This window comes from Streptomyces sp. NPDC059853, assembly GCF_042731495.1.
Classification (GTDB): Bacteria; Actinomycetota; Actinomycetes; order Streptomycetales; family Streptomycetaceae; genus Streptomyces.
Map to the genome: position 1 here is coordinate 18,020 of NZ_JBHWJL010000019.1, position 17,822 is coordinate 35,841.

Below are 17,822 nucleotides of genomic sequence, written 5' to 3' on the forward strand. Positions count from 1 at the left end.
GGGGGAACGGCGCCTGTCGGCCACGATAGCGAGAACGGGACCCCATCGAGTGACGGCGACCCGCTGGGATGACGCTCCGGTCCGTCGTCCCAGCGGTCCGGGGCCGGGTCAGGGGCGGTCCGTGCGGTCCGGGCGTTCGCGGGAGACCCGCAGGGCCACCAGCAGGGCCAGCAGGACCGAGGCCAGTGGCCACAGATAGGCGTGCCGGACCGCCTCGGTGACCTCCGCCGCGGGCGCCGTGGTGAAGGATTCCGTCAGCCGGCGCGACATCAGCAGGGAGACCGCCGCCGCGCCGAGGGACGCGGCGATCTGGGAGCAGATCGCGATCAGGGTGGACGCCGCCGGGGCCCGGTCGGCGGGCAGGCCGCGGGTGGCGGCGGCGATGCTCGGCATCAGGGTCATCCCGCCGCCCGCGCCGATCACCGTCATCGAGAGCATGAGCCGCCAGTACGCGGTGTCCTGCTGGGCCTGGAGCGCGAAGCTCGCGAACCCCGCCAGCCCCAGCAGGACCCCGGGCACCACGATCCACCGGGGCGCCACCTTGTCGGTGAGCCGGGTCGCCACCTGCATCACCGTGCCCGAGGCCAGCGCGAGCGGCGCGCCCAGCAGTCCGGCGGTCAGGACGGAGGCGCCGCGTACCGACTGGAAGTAGATCGGGGCCAGCATCATGGAGCCGAAGTAGCCGGTGGCGAAGAGGAACACGGTCGCCACGCCGAGGGCGATGCGCCGCCGCGTCAGCAGCCGGAGCTGGACGAGTGGTTCGGGGGTGCGCACGGCGCGGACCGCGAAGCAGATCATCAAGGCGGTACCGGCCGCCGCCGGGAGGAGCGCGCCCGGGGTGAGCATCCCGTCCGCGCCCTCGGTGCCCCGGGTCAGCCCGTAGATCAGTGCGGCGAGTCCGGGGGAGAGCATCAGCAGGCCCGGTACGTCCAGGCGGTGCGCCGGGCGCCGTTCGCCGGGCGGCAGCAGCCGCAGCGCCAGGGCGACGGCCAGGACGCCGATCGGGACGTTGATGAGGAACATCCAGCGCCAGGACACACTGTCGATGAGCATCCCGCCCAGCAGCGGGCCGGTCAGCGGCGCGATGAGGATGGGGATGCCCAGCAGGCTCATCACCTTGCCGTTGTCGCGCCCCCGGGCCGCCGCCGCTTGCAGCATCACGGCCATGCCCACCGGGGACACCAGTCCGCCGGCCAGCCCCTGCACCACGCGGAAGGCGATCAGCGACTCCATGCTCCAGGCGAGTCCGGCCAGCGCGGAGCTGAGGGTGAAGGCGGTGAGGGCGGTGAGGTAGACGCGGCGGTTGCCGAAGCGGTTCATGGCCCAGCCGGCGGTGGGGATGACGGCCGCCAGCGCCAGGGTGTACCCGGAGGAGACCCACTGCACGGTGGTGATGGCGGCGCCGAACTCCCGGGCCAGGGTGGGGTAGGCGATGGCGACGATGGTGGTGTCGAGGACGATCATCACCGAGCCGAGGATGATGACGGTGGCCAGCGCGCCCAGCCGGGGCGGTGGCGGTTCGGCCGGGGGCCGTTCGGGGGTGGCCGGCGGGGAGGCTTCCCGGGATATCGGGCCGGTGCTCATCGGTGGCGGTCTCCTGTTCGCACTGCTGTTCAGGACCCGCCGGGAGGGGGCGGGCTCCGCCATGCTGGTACTTCAAGGAAAGTTGAAGTCAAGGCGGAGTCCGGCGCCGTGCGACCTCAGAAGACCTTGCCCGGGTTGAGGAGGCCCAGCGGGTCGAAGACCGCCTTGATGCCGCGCTGCACCTCCAGGGAGTCCGGGCCCAGCTCCCTGGCCAGCCACTCCCGCTTGAGCACCCCCACCCCGTGTTCCCCGGTGATCGTGCCGCCCAGCTGGAGACCGAGCGCCATGATGGCGTCGAACGACTCGCGCGCCCGCCGGGACTCGTCCGGGTCGGTGGCGTCGAAACAGACGGTGGGATGGGTGTTCCCGTCGCCCGCGTGCGCGATCACCCCGATCGTCAGCCGGTGCCGGTCGGCGATCCGCGCCACCCCGTCCAGGAGTTCGGCCAGCCGGGCGCGCGGCACGCACACGTCGTCGATCATCGTGGTGCCCTTGACCGCCTCCAGCGCCGACAGCCCGGCCCGCCGCGCCGCCAGCAGCATCTCCGACTCGGCCGCGTCCTCGGCCGGGACCACCTCGGTGGCGCCCGCCGCCCGGCACAGCTCGCCGACCGCCGCCAGTTCGGCGCCCGGCTCCGGCGTGTCGAACCCGGCCAGCAGCAGCGCCTCGGTGGACTCCGGCAGCCCCATCCTCAGCAGCCGGTTCACCGCCCGCACCGAGGTGCGGTCCATCAGCTCCAGCAGCGACGGGGTGTGCCCGGCCGCCATGATCCGGCACACCGCGTCCCCGGCCGCCGCGGCCGAACCGAACTCGGCCGCCAGCACCAGCTGCGGCGGCGGCGCCGGACGCAGCGCGACCACCGCCCGTACCACCACGCCCAGCGTGCCCTCCGAGCCGACGAACAGCCGGGTCAGGTCGTAACCCGCCACCCCCTTGGCGGTGCTGCGGCCGGTGGACAGCAGCCGGCCGTCCGCCAGCACCACGTCCAGGCCCAGTACGTACTCGGCCGTCACCCCGTACTTCACGCAGCACAGGCCACCGGCCCCGGTACCGATGTTCCCGCCGATCGTGCACTGCTCCCAGCTGGACGGATCCGGCGGGTACGCCAGCCCGTGCCCCGCCACCGCCTTGGACAGATCCGCGTTGACGACCCCGGGCTCCACCACCGCGATCCGGTTGACGGGGTCGATGCTCACGATGCGGTTCATCCGCACCAGGGACAGCAGGATGCAGCCGTCCACGGCGTTGGCCGCGCCCGACAGACCCGAGCGGGCCCCCTGCGGCACCACCGGCACCCGCAGCGCGCTCGCGACCCGCAGGACGTGCTGCACCTGCTCCCGCTCGCGCGGCAGCACGAGCACGGCGGGCGCGCCGGCCGGACAGAAACTGGCCATGTCGTGGGCGTAGGAGGCGAGGACATCGGTGTCGGTCAGCACGGCCTCGGCCGGCAGACCTTCCAGGAGCCGGGTCACAAGATCGCTCATGGTGCGCATCCTGGCACCGGCCGGGGACCGGGGGAAGCCCACGCGCGTCACCCGAAAATCGCTGGCCGGGGCCGGTACGCGGTGAGAGGTTGGCCGGATGCAGCCATACGACAGACATCTCATCACCCATGCCCGGCACCCGGTCGCTGCCCCGCTCCACCCGCACTCCGTGCTGGACCTGCTCGAACGCGCCGTGGGAGACGACGATGCCGCCCGGCCGCGCATCCTCGACCTCGGCTGCGGCGAGGGCGCCTGGCTGCTGGAAGCCCTCGCCCACTTCCCCGGCGCCCGCGCCGTGGGCGTGGACGTGAGCGGTTCCGGCCTCGCCCGCGCCGCCGAGCAGGCCGAGGCCCTCGGCGTCGCCGGCCGGCTGGAACTGCACGAGACCAGTGCGGCGGACTACCGCCCCGCCGAGCCGTTCGACGTCGTACTGAGCGTCGGCGCCGCCCACGCCTTCGGCGGCCTGCTCCCCACCCTGGAGGCGGTCGGCGCCCATCTCGCCCCGGGCGGGCGGGCGCTGATCGGCGACGGGTTCTGGGAGCACGAGCCCTCCCCGGCCGCGCTGGACGCCCTCGGCGAGCCGGCCGACGCGTACGCCGATCTCGCCGGCACCGTCGACCGGATCACCGCGGCCGGCTGGACCCCGGTGTACGGGCACACCAGCACGCTGGACGAGTGGGACGACTACGAGTGGTCCTGGACCGGGTCGCTCGCCGAGTGGGCGCTGGACCATCCCGGCCACCCCCGCGCCGCGGAGGCCGCCGGGACGGCCGCCGCGCACCGCACCGCCTGGCTGCACGGCTACCGCCGCACCCTCGGCTTCGTCACCCTCGTGCTGCGGCGCACCGCGTGATGGTCCGAGGGGGTCACCCGGACCGCCCGTGCGGGCCGTCCCCCGTTACGTGACCCCCTCGCCCCCCGTCAACCGGTGCCAACGCGAGTAGACCGCCCCGGCGACGCCGCGCACAAGGGGCCCTCACTGGGCACGCTGTCCAGAATCGCCCACCGGGCTGGACACACTGATCCGCAGCGCGAGCGCCAGCTCGTGCACCCCGGCACCGGACGCGCTCAGATCGCGGTGCAGCAGCCGCTCGGCGCGCCGCAGATGGGCGGTGACCGTGGTCCGGCTGATGCCGAGGGCCAGCGCGGTGCGCCGGACGTCGGCGTTCGCGCCGATCCAGGCGTGCACCGTGGCCCGTACCCGCGCGTGCTCCGCGCCGTCCAGCGGGCGCAGCAGGGACCGTGCCCAGCGTCCGGCGGCCTCGGTCGCCAGCAACTCGGCCAGCGCGGGGGCCGGGTGGGCGGCGGCGGGCGGCGGCCCGGGCGGCCCCTGCGACAGGGCCAGCGCGAGGTGGAGGGCGGCCCGGTCCGCCACGGTGCGCAGGTCCATCCCCAGCGCCGCCTCCACCCGCCGCAGATGGGCGGTGACGGTGGTGCGGCTCAGACCCAGCAGCCGCGCCACCCCGGCCCGGGGGAAGCGCAGCGCGAGCCGGGTGACCTCCACCGCCACCCCCGGCAGCGGCTCCAGCGGGCGCAGCAGGGCGGCGGCCCAGCGGGCGGCGGGGCCCGGGGGCAGCAGCCGCTCCAGCGGTTCGCGGCCCTCGTAGCCGGCCAGCCGGTCCGCGCCGGTACGGGCCACGGCCAGGGCATGGCGGGCCTGTTCGTACGCCTCGGCGGTGGCGGTGAGCGGCTGGACGGTGCTGATGCCGAGGGCGTACGCCGGGTTCTCGCCGACCAGGGCGCGCAGTTCGCCGGCCAGCGGCGCGCCGTCCGGGATAAGGCAGATCAGATGCTCGTCGTACACCGGGCAGCGCACCATCAGCGCCCGGCCGTGGAAGCCCGCCCCGTCCTCGTACGCCAGCGCGAGACGGTCCCGGTCCGCCGGCGCGCAGCGCAGCAGATGCACCCGCAGCCGCTCGCAGTCCAGCAGCGGCGGCCGGGCGCCCGAGGACATCCGGCGGGCCAGCAGCAGATCCCCGGCCATCAGCGCCATGAACACCCCGAGCCGTACCTGCCGGGCCTTGCGCGCGTACTCCCGGCGCACCGCGTCGGTCTCCCCGGCCCGGAACAGCAGATCCAGCACCCCGCACACCCGCGCGGCCGGCGCGTCCCCGGCCCGGTCCGCCCGGTCCGCCCGGTCCGGCGGCCCGGTCCTGACCATCACCAGCACCCGGTACGGCGGCCGGGCGCCGATCCGTTCCAGCCGCAGCGCGCGCGGCCCGTCCCCGGTGGCCGCCGAGGCCAGCCGCCCGGCCGTCACGCGGCCGAGCAGCGCGGCCGGTTCCGGGCGCGCCAGCACCTCGCCGGGGAAGCCGGGGGTGGCGGCCGTCACCGCGCCGTCCGTCCCCACCACGGCCGCCTCGGCGTCCACCCGCGCCCGCAGCCAGGCGAGGACCCCGTCCACCCCGGCCCCGGCGGCCCCGGGCGGCCGGGTGATCAGTCGCAGCAGTTCGTCCACCGGATCTCCGTCCCTCCTCCCCGCCCGGACTGTCTCACAGCGCGCCGCGCCCCACGCGGGACGGGCGCCGGACCCGGCCACCGGCCGCCGCGGAAAACTCCCGGAAGAAAATCCCGGCGAGGTGTCGATCCGGCCGTCTCCCGTTCGACGTACCGGTGAGCGGCGGGAACACGCCCCGCCCGCAACCGCACACCGAACCACCGAGGAGCCACCGTGCCGCGTTTCATCACCCTCATCCGCAACGACGAGCAGAACATCCCCGCCGACGGCTTCCCGCCCGAGTTCGGCGAGCGCATGGGCGCCCTGCTGGAGGAGATCACCCGGGCCGGCGTGATGCTGGACACCGCCGGGCTGACCCCCACCGCCGAGGGCACCCGGGTCACCTACTCCGGCGGCAGCCTCAGCTACACCGACGGGCCGTTCACCGAGAGCAAGGAGGTCATCGGCGGCTACTCCATCATCCAGGCCAAGGACAAGGAGGAAGCGCTGTACTGGACCAGGCGCTTCCTGGAGATCCACCCGCCGGTGTGGAATCTCACCGCCGAGGTCCGGCAGCTCGTCGAGGGCTGACCCGGATGATCTGATGGTGCGCCGTGACGGATACCCACGTGACGGCCACCATCGAGGCGGCCTACCGGATCGAGGCCCCCCGGGTCATCGCCGCCGCCGCCCGCGTCGTGCGGGACGTCGGCATCGCCGAGGAACTGGCGCAGGACGCGCTGGTCGCCGCCCTGGAACAGTGGCCCGAGTCGGGCGTCCCGGACCGCCCGGGCGCCTGGCTCACGGCCACCGCCAGAAACCGGGCGATCGACCTGGTACGCCGCAGGGAGACCTACGCCCGCAAACTCGCCGAGGTCGGCCGCACGCTGGAGGACGTCCCCCCGCCGCCCGAACCACCCGCGCCCGATGCCATCGACGACGACCTGCTGCGGCTGATCTTCACCGCCTGCCACCCCGTCCTCCCCGTCGAGGGCCGCGTCGCCCTCACCCTGCGGCTGCTCGGCGGCCTCACCACCGCCGAGATCGCCCGCGCCTTCCTGGCCGCCGAACCCACCGTCGCCCAGCGCATCGTGCGCGCCAAACGCACCCTCGCCCGCACCGGGGTGCCCTTCGAGGTCCCCCACGGCGCGGACCGGGCCGCCCGGCTCTCCTCCGTCCTCGACGTCATCTACCTGATCTTCAACGAGGGGTACGCGGCCACCGCGGGCGAGGACCTGCTGCGCCCCGCCCTGTGCGAGGAGGCGCTGCGCCTCGCCCGGGTCCTGGCCACCCTCGTCCCCGGTGAGCCCGAGGCGCACGGACTGGCCGCCCTGCTGGAGTTCCAGGCCGCCCGCATCCCGGCACGCACCGGCCCGGACGGCGCCCCCGTGCTGCTCGCCGACCAGGACCGCGCCCGCTGGAACCGGCCGATGATGCGGCGCGGCGTGGAGGCCCTGGAACGCGCGGGCACCGGCCCGTACGCCGTCCAGGCCGCCATCGCCGCCTGCCACGCGCGGGCCGCCCGGTACGAGGACACCGACTGGACGATGATCACCGCCCTCTACGACCGGCTGCTGGCCCTGACCCCCTCCCCGGTGGTCGCGCTGAACCGGGCGGTCGCCGTCTCGATGGCGCGCGGCCCGGCGCAGGCGCTGCCGCTCGCGGACGCCCTGCTCGGCGAACCGGCCCTGAAGGACTACCACCTGCTGCCCAGCGTCCGCGGCGACCTGCTGGCCCGGCTCGGCCGGGATGCCGAGGCCGCCGAGGAGTTCCGGCGCGCGGCGGCCCTCACCCGCAACGCCCGCGAACGGGACCTGCTGCTGGCCCGGGCCGCCGCCCTCACCGGGTGACCGCCGCCGTCCGGCTCACTCCTCCCACCACGGGCCGGCCGCCGACAGATCGCGCAGGGCGTTGGTGACACAGCGCAGATCACCGCCGACCGTGCCCACCGCCAAGGCGTACTCCCAGGCGTCCACCCAGGCCACGCCGCTCGCCCCGGCGGCGGCGAACGCCTCCTCGGTGGCCGTCCGGAACCCGGCGTGGCGCGGGTCGGGGGCCAGGAACGCACCCGCCCCGCCCCCGCCCCCGGCCCCGACCCGGCGGTGCTCACCGCCCGCGAGACCGAGGTGGTGCGCCTGGTCGCCCAGGGACTGAGCAACGCGGAGATCGCCGCCGCCCTGGTCATCGGCCTGGGCCTGGGCGAGTGGGCTGGACTAGGGCGCGTCGCCGGGGGTACGGCCCTCCGGGTTCCCGTCCAAGTCCTTCAGTACCCCGCCGACCCAGCCCTCGGCCGAGCGCGTCGTGAAGGCGAAGCGCGCCCGGGAGAACGGCCGGGTCAGGGGGTTCCTGCGGTGGCGGCGGGCCGCCTTCTCGGCCGACTTGAGGTCGCGGACGGCGAAAGCGAGCCGCTGCTGGGCGTCTTCGGGTTCCGTGACGTCGACCAGTTCCAGGGAGCGGGCGACGATCAGCTCCGCCGCCTTCCGCACCACGTCCGGATGGTGGATGTCCTGCGATTCCAGGGACTTCAGCAGCGCGTGCACCTCGCGGAGTCCCGTGATGGTCTCTGCTGTCATGCGTCTGCGCCTGCCCCGGTACCGGGGTGGTTACGCGGGGGCGATGCCCGCGAGCTGGCCGATGAGCAGCGCCACCCGGTACGCCTCGGCGTAGTCGGCCGCCGTGTACGCGATGGTCCGGCCGCCCGCGGCCCGGGTGACGCCCGGGATGAGGGTGGCCAGGTCCACGGTGTGCGGCTGGGCGAGATCGATCTCGACCTCGACCGGGCCCGGCACCGTGAACGGGGCGATGTCCCCGCGCCGTACGACGGCCCCGGCCGCCGCCGCCCGCAGCCGCTCCCGGGCCTCCTCCGGATGCAGCGCCACCGCCGCCGCCTGGGCGAGCGCCCGCTTGACCTCGACCGTGGCGGCGCCCGGCACCAGCTCCGTGAACTCGGCGCACGCCACGTCGTCGCCGCTGAGCAGCACGACCGGCGCTCCGAAGTACCCGGCCATGGCGGCGTTCAGCCCGATCTCGCCGAGCGAGCGACCGCCCACCCGCACATCCAGGTTGACGCCGTTCATGGTGTGCGCCAGCACGGCGGGACCCGACCCGGCCCGCGCGTGGTACCCGACGAAGAGCACCGCGTCGGTGCCGGGGCCGAGCCCGCCCAGCATCCCGAACGGCCGCGGCTTGCCGCGCACCAGCAGGGCCCGGCGGTCCAGTTCCTCCGGCAGGATGTTGCGGAACGGCCCGTGCGCGTCGGCCACCCACACCTCGGCTCCGGGCTCCGCGTCCAGCACCCCGGCGACGGCGGCGTTCACCTCGGCCGTCATGAGGGCCCGGCTGCGTGCGTAGTCGTAGCCCGCCGGGTTGGTCTCGGTGCCGTGCACCACGCCCGAGATGCCTTCCAGATCGGCGGAGATCAGTACGTTTGTCATAGTGGGAGCCTACGGGCCGGGCCCCGGGGCCGGGGCCCCTTCTTCCCGCGACTTTCCCGCGCCCGGGGAGGTGCCCGTTCCCGGCGCGCGATGCCGCCTCACGCCCCGCCACGCGCCCCCGGAGGGGGCCGCCGGAGACCGTTCGCGCCCGGCGTGCGCCGCGCACCGCACGGCGGTGCGGGCGCCCCGGGGGGAGTCCGCGCGCTCTACCGGCGCTCGGGGGCGGCGGAAATGATGAGCCCACCGATCATGCGTCAGGTGATCCGCACCCCCTGCCTCCCGGGCAGACCGGCGTGCGGCGGAAGGAGCCCACGGTGTTGCTTCTCATCTCCCCGGACAGCGTCGAGGAAGCCCGCGACTGCGCCAAGGCGGCCGACCACCTCGACATCGTCGACGTCAAAAAGCCCGACGAGGGCTCGCTCGGCGCCAACTTCCCCTGGGTGATCCGCGAGATCCGCGAGGCGGTCCCGGCCGGCACCCCGCTCTCCGCCACCGTGGGGGACGTCCCCTACAAGCCCGGCACCGTGGCCCAGGCCGCCCTCGGGGCGGTCGTCTCCGGCGCCACGTACATCAAGGTCGGCCTGTACGGCTGTACGACGCCCGACCAGGGCATCGATGTCATGCGCGCCGTCGTCCGGGCGGTCAAGGACCACCGGCCCGACGCGTTCGTCGTCGCCTCCGGCTACGCCGACGCCCACCGGATCGGCTGCGTCAACCCGCTCGCCCTGCCGGACATCGCCGCCCGCTCCGGCGCCGACGCGGCCATGCTGGACACCGCCATCAAGGACGGGACCCGGCTGTTCGACCACGTATCCCAGGACGCCTGCGCCGAGTTCGTCCGGCTCGCGCACGCTGCGGGCCTGCTCGCCGCCCTCGCCGGCAGCGTCACCGCCGCCGACCTCGGCCCGCTGACCCGGATGGGCACGGACATCGTCGGCGTACGCGGCGCCGTCTGCGAGGGCGGCGACCGCAACGCCGGGCGGATCCGCCCGCACCTGGTGGCCGCCTTCCGCGCGGAGATGGACCGGCACGCCCGTCAGCAGGCGGCCACCGTCCCCGTCGCGGGCTGACCACCGGCATGCGGACCCCCGCCCCCGGCCGCCCGCCCGGTCGTTTCGCCGTCACCGACCCGGCCACCGGCGAGCCTTTCGACGAGGCGCCCGACCAGCGGCCGGACGAACTGGACGCCGTCATCGACCGGGCGGAACGCGCCTGGTACGGCTGGCGCGCCGACCCCGCCGCCCGTACCACCGCGCTGCGCGCCGCGGCCGACACCGTGGAGGCGGCCGGCGACGACCTCGCCCGGCTGCTCACCCGGGAACAGGGCAAGCCGCTGGCCGAGTCGCACGCCGAGGTCGCCCGTACGGCGGCCCGGCTGCGCTACTTCGCCGGCCTCACCCCCGAGACCCGGCGGATCAGCGACGGCCGGCCCGTGCACAGCGAGATCCGCTGGCGCCCGCTCGGGCCGGTGGCCGCGATCGTCCCGTGGAACTTCCCGCTCCAGCTCGCCGCGGCGAAGTTCGCGCCCGCCCTCGCCGCGGGCAACACCGTGGTCCTCAAACCGTCCCCGTACACCCCGCTCACCACCCGGCTGCTCGGCTCGCTCCTCACCGCCGTGCTGCCCGAGGACGTGCTGACCGTCGTCACCGGCCGCGAACCGCTCGGCGCCCGCCTCGCCGCCCACCCGGGCATCCGGCACGTCACGTTCACCGGCTCGGTGCCCACCGGGCGGGCCGTCGCCGGCGCGGCGGCGGGCACCCTCGCCCGGGTCACCCTGGAGCTGGGCGGCAACGACGCGGCCGTGCTGCTGGAGGACGTGGCGGTGGACCGGATCGCCGACCGGCTCTTCTGGGCCGCGTTCCGCAACTGCGGCCAGGTGTGCATGGCGGTCAAACGGGTCTACGTCCCCGAGCGGCGGCACGCCGAGGTCGTCGACGCCCTCGCCGCACGCGCCAAGAGCGTCCCGGTCGGCCCCGGCCTCGATCCGGCCACCCGGCTCGGCCCCGTCAACAACGCCCCCCAGCTGGCCCGGGTCGAGGAGGTGACCCGGCGCGCCCTCGCGGACGGCGCCCGCGCGGCGGCCGGCGGGCACCGGCTGGACGCCCCCGGGTACTTCTTCGCGCCCACCGTCCTCACCGATGTCCCGCCCGGCAGCCCGGTGGTGACGGAGGAACAGTTCGGGCCGGTCCTGCCCGTCCTGCCGTACCGCACCCTCGACGAGGCCGTCACCGCCGCCAACAGCACCGGCTTCGGCCTCGGCGGCTCCGTCTGGGGCACCGACCTCGACCGGGCCGAAGCCGTCGCCGACCGGCTCGACTGCGGCACGGCCTGGATCAACCACCACGCCGAACTCTCCCTCCACCAGCCCTTCACCGGCGTCAAGGACAGCGGCGTCGGTGTCGCGGGCGGACCGTGGGGGCTGTACGGCAACCTCCGGCCGTTCGTCGTCCACCGCCCCCGGGAGGACCGGTCATGAGATTCCGGGCGGCCGTCCTGCGCGGGTACACCGACCCGTTCACGGTCGAGGAGGTGGCCCTGGGCAGCGCACCCGCCGCCGGTTAACTCCTCGTCGAGATCAGGGGCAGCGGCATGTGCCGGACCGATCTCGCCGTCCGGCGCTCGGCCGGCCGCAGCCCGCTGCCCGCCGTCCTCGGCCACGAGGGCGCCGGGATCGTGGTGGCGACGGGCGGCGGCCCGGACCACGCGATCGGCACCGGCGACCATGTCGTCCTCAGCTTCGACTCCTGCGGACACTGCCGCGCCTGCCGGGCCGCCGCACCCGCCTACTGCGACTCCTTCGCCGCCCTCAACCTCTTCGGCGGCCGGAAGGAGGACACCCCCCGGCTCACCGACGCCGCCGGGGCCGCGCTCGCCCCCCGGTGGTTCGGCCAGTCCTCCTTCGCCCGGTACGCGCTCGTCGCCGCCCGCAACGCCGTCCGCGTCGACCCCGCCCTGCCCCTCGAACTGCTCGGCCCGCTCGGCTGCGGCTTCCTCACCGGCGCCGGCGCCGTCCTGAACACCTTCCGGGCCGGCCCCGGCGACACCCTCGTCGTCCTCGGCGCCGGAGCGGTCGGCCTGGCGGCGGTCATGGCGGCCACCGCCACCGGCGCGCACGCCCTGGCCGTCGACCGGCACCCCGAACGCCTCGCCCTGGCCGAACGGTTCGGCGCCACCCCGCTGCCCGCCACCACCGCCGGGCTGCCCGAGCGGATCCGGCGGCTCACCGGCGGCGGCGCACCGTACGCGCTGGACACCACGGCCGTACCCGCCCTCATCAACGACGCCCTGCACGCCCTGCGCCCCACCGGCACCCTCGGTCTGGTGGCCCGGCTGCCCGGCCCCCTGCCGCTGGAGCCCGGCACGCTGGACAAGGGCCGCGCCGTCCGCCACATCTGCGAGGGCGACGCCGTCCCCGCGCTGCTGATCCCCCGGCTGACCGCGCTGTGGCAGGCCGGACGGTTCCCCTTCGACCAGCTGATCCGCACCTACCCGCTGGACGCCGTCAACGAGGCCGAACGCGACAGCGACGCCGGCCGCGTCGTCAAACCCGTCCTCCTCCCGGACACCTGAAGCCCGCGGCCGCGCCCGCGCGGCACGGCCCCTGGCACCCCGCATCCCCACCCCTCACCGAAGGAGAACCCATGGCCACAACGGCGCCGCGGCACACGGACGCGGACGGCGTGGACGAAGGTGTCGGACTGACCGCGCTGCTGGTCGCCACGGCCCGGGCCATCGAGACCCACCGCCACGACAGCCTGGCCCGCGACCTCTACGCCGAACACTTCGTCCGCGCCACCCCGGCGTGCGCGGCCTGGCCGGTCCGCATCGAGCAGGTGCCGGACGGCGACAGCGACCCGCTGTGGGGCCGGTTCGCCCGCTACTTCGGCCTGCGCACCCGGGTCCTGGACGACTACGTCCTCCGCTCGGTCCGCATGGGCGCCCGCCAAGTGGTGCTGCTGGGCGCCGGTCTCGACACCCGGGCGTACCGGCTGGAGTGGCCGTCCGAGTGCGTGGTGTACGAGATCGACCGGCCCGGCGTGCTGGAGTTCAAACAGCGGGTGCTCCTGGACCTGGCCGCCACCCCGAAGGTGAAGCGCGTCCCGGTCCCGGCGGACTTGCGCGACCCCTGGACCGGCGCCCTCACCACCGCCGGCTTCGACCCGACGCTGCCCAGCGTCTGGCTGGTGGAAGGGCTGCTGTTCTACCTGCCGGGCCCGGCCGAGCGGTACCTCATCGAGACGGTGGACCGGCTGACCACCCGGGGCAGCGCCCTGGCCTTCGAAGCCAAGGTGGAGCAGGACCTGCACCGGTACCACGACAGCCCGACCTACACGGCCACGCGTGAGCGGACCGGCATCGACCTGCTCCACCTCTTCGACCCGGGCCCGCGCCCCGACTCGGCCGCCGACCTGGTGACCAAGGGCTGGTCCACCTCCGTCCACACCCCCTTCGACTTCACCCACCGCCACGGCCGCGGCCCCCTCCCCGAACCGGACGGCGTGAAAGACGCACTGGAGGGCAACCGCTGGGTATTCGCCCACAAACCCCGGCCCTGACACCGCACGGATCCCGGCCCCGGCGGGGCCGGGGACCGGGCTCCACGGACTACGCGTCCTCGTCGTCACCTCCGCCGGGGGCGGGGTCGCGCGGGGCCTCCGGCGGCATGGGGCCGCCGTCGTGCTTGCCGCCGTCGTTCTCCGCCGTGGGCACGGCGAACGCGGCCGCCAGGTCCCGGGGATGGCGGAAGGGAACGCCCCGCCATCCTTCGGTGTCGGGCGTACGGGTCTCGTACGCGTCGATGGTTGGTGCGGTCATCTCCCGGATTCCCCTTTCGGGACGGGCCACACCGCCGTACCGTCGGCGGCATGACCGGTGAACCGCCGGGCCCGGACGCCCTGCGGTGGTCACCCGCTCCGGCCGTTTGGATCTGCCAGAACTGACCGGCCGGAGCGGGAGACATCGAGCCTTCGGACCGGCCGTGCAGGGCCGCGCCGATGGCTCATGTCCAGAAAGGTAGAAAGAACGCAGAGCAGCCAGCCATTGTGTTGCACGCGGTTGCACTGATTCACCCGAGGGTGTCCATGGCCTCACCAATACGGGAACGAGCTTCTTGCCCTCGAACGGCGAGACGGGAAAGTTCGGCGAAGGCTTTGAGATAGGTGCGAACTTCACCGGGAGCCGTCACATTGATCTCAGCCGTCAACGTCTCGACCGCGACGCGCGTGTCATCGAAGGCGTAGAACGCTTCCAGGGGCCAGACCGTGCGACGGGCGCCGAACGGGATGACCCCCAGCGAGACGTTCGGCCGGCCCATGACGGCGAGCAGATACCGGAGTTGCCCAGCCATCGCCGCGTCATCGCTGACGCGGTAGTGGAGCACCCCTTCCTCCAGCAGGAGCGCGAAACGGTGATCGCCATGCCGCACGACACGAGAGCGGTCCATTCGCGCGCGCACGGCGTCCGAGACATCGTCCGGAGTTCCCTGGAACGTGGTGATGCGGCGCAGCAGTCCGGTGGCGTACTCGGGCGTTTGCAACATGCCGGGTACGACGTTGGAGGCGTAGACACGGAAATGCCGCGTGCGTTGGTACAGCGGAATGGTCTGTTCGTGGACGTGTCGAATCCCGGTGCGATGGATCTGCCGCCACTCGACGTACATGGATTCGGCGGTGCGCGACGCCGCGATCAGATCCGCGATGTGGTCCTCTGCATCGCAGGCTCTGCACCAGGCGCGGATGTCGGCATCGGACGGCGGGGTCCTGCCGCGTGCGATCCGGGAGGATTTCGATTTGTGCCAGCCACACCGTGCGGCGAGTTCCTGCCCTGTGAGCCCGGCGTCCCTCATGAGGTCCCGGAGCCGGGCGGCTACCGCAGCACGTGCCGCCTCGGCGCTGGAGAGCGGGGACGAGAACATCAACCGGCCGGTCCCGGGGGTCAGACGGTGTACGTCTCGTGGGGGAGGGCCCGTTCCCACACGGCTTCGAAGGCATCCGCGCACAGCCGGACAGTCGCAGGTTCGTCGGTTTGATCGGTGTGGACCCACCGGCCTTCACCGTCGAAGATGTTGAACTGGACCAGTCGGCCGTCGAACAGCCAGAAGTCATTGCCCGGCAACGCCAGATCGGATGTCCGGCGTCGGGGCAACCAGCGGATCTGCTCCCCTGCGGCGATGTTGGTGAAGGTGCCGGAGTGCTCGAACCGGATGTAGTCACTGACCGGTTCGGAGACGATCCGCGCGCGGCGCATCACCACTCCGTTGCCTGTCACCTCCTGTACGAGGTCGAGCCACGGCCGCCACCACGACGCGCGGTCTCCGGGGTCGAGCCGGCGCCCCGCCCGCCACGCCGCGAAGCCGGCCACCTCGTTCTCCACGCCGTACGCGTCGCGCATCTCCAGATGAACGGCGGACCGCTCGGCGGCCCGAAGCAGGTCAGCGAAGGTGGTCAAGCTCTGCGACATCAAGCGCCTCCCTCAGCAGTGGAACCATCCGCTTCGGTACGCGGATCACGGATTCGTGCTCCGGCAGCCGTACGTCCACCGCGCTTTCGTCGGTCGTCAGTTGGTCCGCCGTCCATCCCTGGAGAACGAGATCACGGGTCTCCTCGTCCACCCACACGGCCGGCGAACCGTGATCTCCCGACTCCGGGTCCTTGCCGACAAACCGTAGTGTCATGACAGCCTCCAGCCCCAGCGTTGTACGCCTCCGAGGTCGCTCACCTTGGCCGTGTGCGAGAGGGCCGGTCAAGGGAGTGCGAGGGGCGCGCGGAGGTGAATGGCCCCCGCCCGGAGGCGGGGATCAGTCCTTAAGCCGCGCGAGGAACGCGGACCAGGCGCGGGCGGGGATCACGGCGGCGGGGATGGTCCGGTCCTTGGTGTCCCGGACGGCGACGCTGTCCCTGGCAGCGATCACCGCGACCTCGACGCAGTTGCTGTTGCTCACGGTGTAACTGCTCGTGCGCCAAACGGCATCACGCATGTGCATCTCAGTCCAGTTCCTTCTCGATACGTCGCACCATGTCGTGGCTATCCTCCTGGGAAAGCGCGGCAGCCGACAAGTTCCGGAATTGCCGATTGAGGAGCCGGAGAACTATGGGGCTGTCCTTGAGCGTCGTGGCGCTCTCGGCTGATTCGGTGAACGCCACATCGGCGTCTGCGTCGGCATCGGTACCGAACAGGCTGAAGCCCCCGGTCACGGCAGCCTTCGCACCAGCGGTGAAGGGGATGATGCGCACACTGACGTTCGGCAGTTCAGCGGTGCGTGCCAGCGTACGGAGCTGCTCGCGCATCACCTCCGGGCCACCGATCTGGAGTCGGAGTGCGGCTTCGGTCATCACCCCCTCGAAGAGCAGCGGCTCCTCCTCGGTCAGCCGCTGCTGGCGGCGCATGCGGACGTCGACGAGGCTGTCCACCTGGTCGGGTCCGAGCGAGGCGTATCCACCCTCGGTGACCGCGTGAGCATAGTCGCGGGTCTGGAGCAGCCCGGGGATGAGCAGTGATTGGTACTCGCCGCCACGCACCGCTTCGGCCTCGTAGGCGATGTACTCGCTGTAGTTCACCGTGAGGACGTCGCTGTACGCGTCCCACCATGGCGGCACGCGTTGTTTGCCTCGGATCATGTGCTCCGTGAGCTCGGCTCGCTGCTCGTCGCCGACGTCGTACAGCTCCATCAGCGCCTCGAAGTCACGTCGTGTGACTGATCGCTTGCCCAGTTCGAAGCGGCTGACCTTAGTGGCGTGGCATTTGAGGTGGGCCGCGACATCCTCGGTAGTCAGGCCGAAGCGATCTCGCAGCCGACGAAGTTCCCCGCCGAGCTTCCGGCGTGCGGTAAGCGGGCTTCCGCTGGCAACGACCGCCATATCCACCTCCGTTGGGTCTCGACGCGGTTGAGCGTAGCGCGCGGTCCAGTCCGTTCGATGGGTCATCACACCATCGAGTGAATGCAATGCCAAGTATTGGCAGCCTGCCATTCTGTGGCTTGACGGCTCGCTGGAACCCTGAACATCATGTGTGCGCTGACACAGCGCACTTGAGGTGTCACAGGAGGTCAGCCGACTCGGGCAGGAGGCCCCCCATGACGAGTTCCGTGCGAGCCGCTTACGGCCAGAGCGTGTATGGGCAGTCCGTGATGGCCCACCCCATAGCGATCGAGCACGGACGAACGATGGCCGGCGAGGTATTGAGGCTGTGGGGCGGGTCGGGGGACACCGTGGAGCTGGTGCGGTTGGGGGTCAGTGAGCTGCTGGGGAATGTGGCGAAGCATGTCGAGAATCCGCGCTGCTACCTCCGGATGGCCCGCATCGGGGCGGAGGTGACGGTGCAGGTGTTCGACCGGTCGGTGCGGTTGCCGGTGCTGGGGCGGCAGGCGCCCGAGTGGGATGCGGAGTCGGGGCGCGGGTTGTGGATGCTGCGGGAGATGGCCGATGGGTTCGGGTGTGAGCGGACGCTCCGGTGCGTCGGGAAGATCGTCTGGTTCCGGTGCGCGCTGTGAACATCTCGACGCAGGTATGGGTGCAGACGGATGTGATCTCCGGGTGGGCGGAAGAGGGGGACTGCCTGATGTGCGGGCGGACCGGGGTGCTGGTGATGTGGCTGGGGCCGGTGGTCGGCTTCGGGCGGAGCCGGCCGTTCCACGCCTGTGAGCCGTGCGCCGTCCGGCTGGCGCGGTGGGTACGGGGAGCCGAGCCCGAGCCGTGCGAGCCGACCGTGACCGCCCACGGCGATGCCGCCTTCCAGCGTCGGTACGACACCGCCGTCAACTCTGTCGCCGCCGTGACCATCGCCGGGATCCTGTCGCTCAGCTCGGTGGCGGCCGGGTTGTGGCTCGGGGCGCGGTGAGGGAGCGGGAACGCCGACGGGCCGGGCCCGGTGTCCACAGCTGTGGAC

18 protein-coding genes and 2 pseudogenes are annotated in these 17,822 nt (G+C 73.4%); 10 read left to right on the forward strand and 10 right to left on the reverse strand.

The annotated features are described in order from the left end of the window. Positions 1 to 108: 108 nt before the first annotated feature. Positions 109 to 1,584, reverse strand: coding sequence for a DHA2 family efflux MFS transporter permease subunit (locus ACFV5N_RS03880; RefSeq protein WP_385593651.1), 1,476 nt, complete (start codon positions 1,582 to 1,584; stop codon positions 109 to 111). A 116-nt stretch (positions 1,585 to 1,700) separates the two neighbouring features. Next, positions 1,701 to 3,068: an FAD-binding oxidoreductase gene (locus tag ACFV5N_RS03885; protein WP_385593654.1), complete on the reverse strand. Its 1,368-nt coding sequence runs from the start codon at positions 3,066 to 3,068 to the stop codon at positions 1,701 to 1,703. Between the two features lie 97 nt (positions 3,069 to 3,165). On the opposite strand from ACFV5N_RS03885, the gene ACFV5N_RS03890 reads away from it, so the two are divergent. Next, on the forward strand, positions 3,166 to 3,921 hold the full coding sequence (locus ACFV5N_RS03890) for an SAM-dependent methyltransferase (protein ID WP_385593657.1): 756 nt from the start codon (positions 3,166 to 3,168) through the stop codon (positions 3,919 to 3,921). A gap of 123 nt (positions 3,922 to 4,044) precedes the next feature. Here ACFV5N_RS03890 and ACFV5N_RS03895 read toward each other — a convergent pair whose 3' ends face one another. Next, positions 4,045 to 5,526, reverse strand: a complete 1,482-nt coding sequence (locus tag ACFV5N_RS03895) for a helix-turn-helix domain-containing protein (RefSeq protein ID WP_385593659.1) — start codon at positions 5,524 to 5,526, stop codon at positions 4,045 to 4,047. A 213-nt stretch (positions 5,527 to 5,739) separates the two neighbouring features. Between ACFV5N_RS03895 and ACFV5N_RS03900 the strand changes: the two genes are divergently transcribed. The 3 genes and pseudogenes from ACFV5N_RS03900 to ACFV5N_RS03910 form a co-directional block, all read left to right on the forward strand. Continuing rightward, complete coding sequence (locus ACFV5N_RS03900; RefSeq protein ID WP_385593661.1) at positions 5,740 to 6,096, forward strand: YciI family protein; 357 nt, start codon at positions 5,740 to 5,742, stop codon at positions 6,094 to 6,096. Positions 6,097 to 6,119: 23 nt separating this feature from the next. Beyond that, on the forward strand, positions 6,120 to 7,355 hold the full coding sequence (locus ACFV5N_RS03905) for an RNA polymerase sigma factor (protein ID WP_385593663.1): 1,236 nt from the start codon (positions 6,120 to 6,122) through the stop codon (positions 7,353 to 7,355). Between the two features lie 252 nt (positions 7,356 to 7,607). Continuing rightward, positions 7,608 to 7,679 (forward strand): annotated as a pseudogene (locus ACFV5N_RS03910) (LuxR C-terminal-related transcriptional regulator); the annotation flags it as partial. Positions 7,680 to 7,718: 39 nt separating this feature from the next. Here the strand turns inward: ACFV5N_RS03910 and ACFV5N_RS03915 are convergent. Then, complete coding sequence (locus ACFV5N_RS03915; protein ID WP_385593666.1) at positions 7,719 to 8,078, reverse strand: hypothetical protein; 360 nt, start codon at positions 8,076 to 8,078, stop codon at positions 7,719 to 7,721. Positions 8,079 to 8,108: 30 nt separating this feature from the next. Beyond that, positions 8,109 to 8,939 (reverse strand): M55 family metallopeptidase, encoded by an 831-nt coding sequence (locus ACFV5N_RS03920; RefSeq protein ID WP_385593669.1) that lies wholly within the window; start codon positions 8,937 to 8,939, stop codon positions 8,109 to 8,111. A 314-nt stretch (positions 8,940 to 9,253) separates the two neighbouring features. Between ACFV5N_RS03920 and ACFV5N_RS03925 the strand changes: the two genes are divergently transcribed. From ACFV5N_RS03925 to ACFV5N_RS03940, 4 genes and pseudogenes are all read left to right on the forward strand, one after another. After that, positions 9,254 to 10,009 (forward strand): (5-formylfuran-3-yl)methyl phosphate synthase, encoded by a 756-nt coding sequence (locus ACFV5N_RS03925; RefSeq protein ID WP_385593672.1) that lies wholly within the window; start codon positions 9,254 to 9,256, stop codon positions 10,007 to 10,009. An 8-nt stretch (positions 10,010 to 10,017) separates the two neighbouring features. Next, entirely contained in the window at positions 10,018 to 11,415 is a 1,398-nt protein-coding gene (locus ACFV5N_RS03930) for an aldehyde dehydrogenase family protein (RefSeq protein ID WP_385593675.1), read from the forward strand. Beyond that, a pseudogene (locus ACFV5N_RS03935) lies at positions 11,412 to 12,509 on the forward strand (NAD(P)-dependent alcohol dehydrogenase). Before ACFV5N_RS03930 ends, ACFV5N_RS03935 begins: the two are co-directional and overlap by 4 nt. A gap of 71 nt (positions 12,510 to 12,580) precedes the next feature. After that, complete coding sequence (locus ACFV5N_RS03940; RefSeq protein ID WP_385593678.1) at positions 12,581 to 13,495, forward strand: class I SAM-dependent methyltransferase; 915 nt, start codon at positions 12,581 to 12,583, stop codon at positions 13,493 to 13,495. A 49-nt stretch (positions 13,496 to 13,544) separates the two neighbouring features. Here ACFV5N_RS03940 and ACFV5N_RS03945 read toward each other — a convergent pair whose 3' ends face one another. The 5 genes from ACFV5N_RS03945 to ACFV5N_RS03965 form a co-directional block, all read right to left on the reverse strand. Further along, positions 13,545 to 13,754, reverse strand: coding sequence for a hypothetical protein (locus ACFV5N_RS03945; protein ID WP_385593681.1), 210 nt, complete (start codon positions 13,752 to 13,754; stop codon positions 13,545 to 13,547). Between the two features lie 250 nt (positions 13,755 to 14,004). Continuing rightward, positions 14,005 to 14,853, reverse strand: a complete 849-nt coding sequence (locus ACFV5N_RS03950; RefSeq protein ID WP_385593684.1) for a helix-turn-helix domain-containing protein — start codon at positions 14,851 to 14,853, stop codon at positions 14,005 to 14,007. 20 nt (positions 14,854 to 14,873) lie between these two features. Continuing rightward, the gene (locus ACFV5N_RS03955; RefSeq protein ID WP_385593697.1) at positions 14,874 to 15,398 is read right to left on the reverse strand and encodes a DUF6879 family protein; all 525 of its coding nucleotides are present in this window, start codon (positions 15,396 to 15,398) and stop codon (positions 14,874 to 14,876) included. Positions 15,399 to 15,735: 337 nt separating this feature from the next. Next, on the reverse strand, positions 15,736 to 15,915 hold the full coding sequence (locus ACFV5N_RS03960; protein WP_369266344.1) for a DUF397 domain-containing protein: 180 nt from the start codon (positions 15,913 to 15,915) through the stop codon (positions 15,736 to 15,738). A gap of 7 nt (positions 15,916 to 15,922) precedes the next feature. Further along, positions 15,923 to 16,795: a helix-turn-helix domain-containing protein gene (locus ACFV5N_RS03965; RefSeq protein ID WP_369266343.1), complete on the reverse strand. Its 873-nt coding sequence runs from the start codon at positions 16,793 to 16,795 to the stop codon at positions 15,923 to 15,925. 215 nt (positions 16,796 to 17,010) lie between these two features. On the opposite strand from ACFV5N_RS03965, the gene ACFV5N_RS03970 reads away from it, so the two are divergent. Together ACFV5N_RS03970 and ACFV5N_RS03975 are read left to right on the forward strand one after the other, a co-directional pair. Continuing rightward, the gene (locus ACFV5N_RS03970) at positions 17,011 to 17,427 is read left to right on the forward strand and encodes an ATP-binding protein (protein WP_385593689.1); all 417 of its coding nucleotides are present in this window, start codon (positions 17,011 to 17,013) and stop codon (positions 17,425 to 17,427) included. Beyond that, positions 17,424 to 17,774, forward strand: coding sequence for a hypothetical protein (locus tag ACFV5N_RS03975; RefSeq protein ID WP_385593691.1), 351 nt, complete (start codon positions 17,424 to 17,426; stop codon positions 17,772 to 17,774). Before ACFV5N_RS03970 ends, ACFV5N_RS03975 begins: the two co-directional genes overlap by 4 nt. The last annotated feature ends 48 nt before the right edge of the window (positions 17,775 to 17,822 follow it).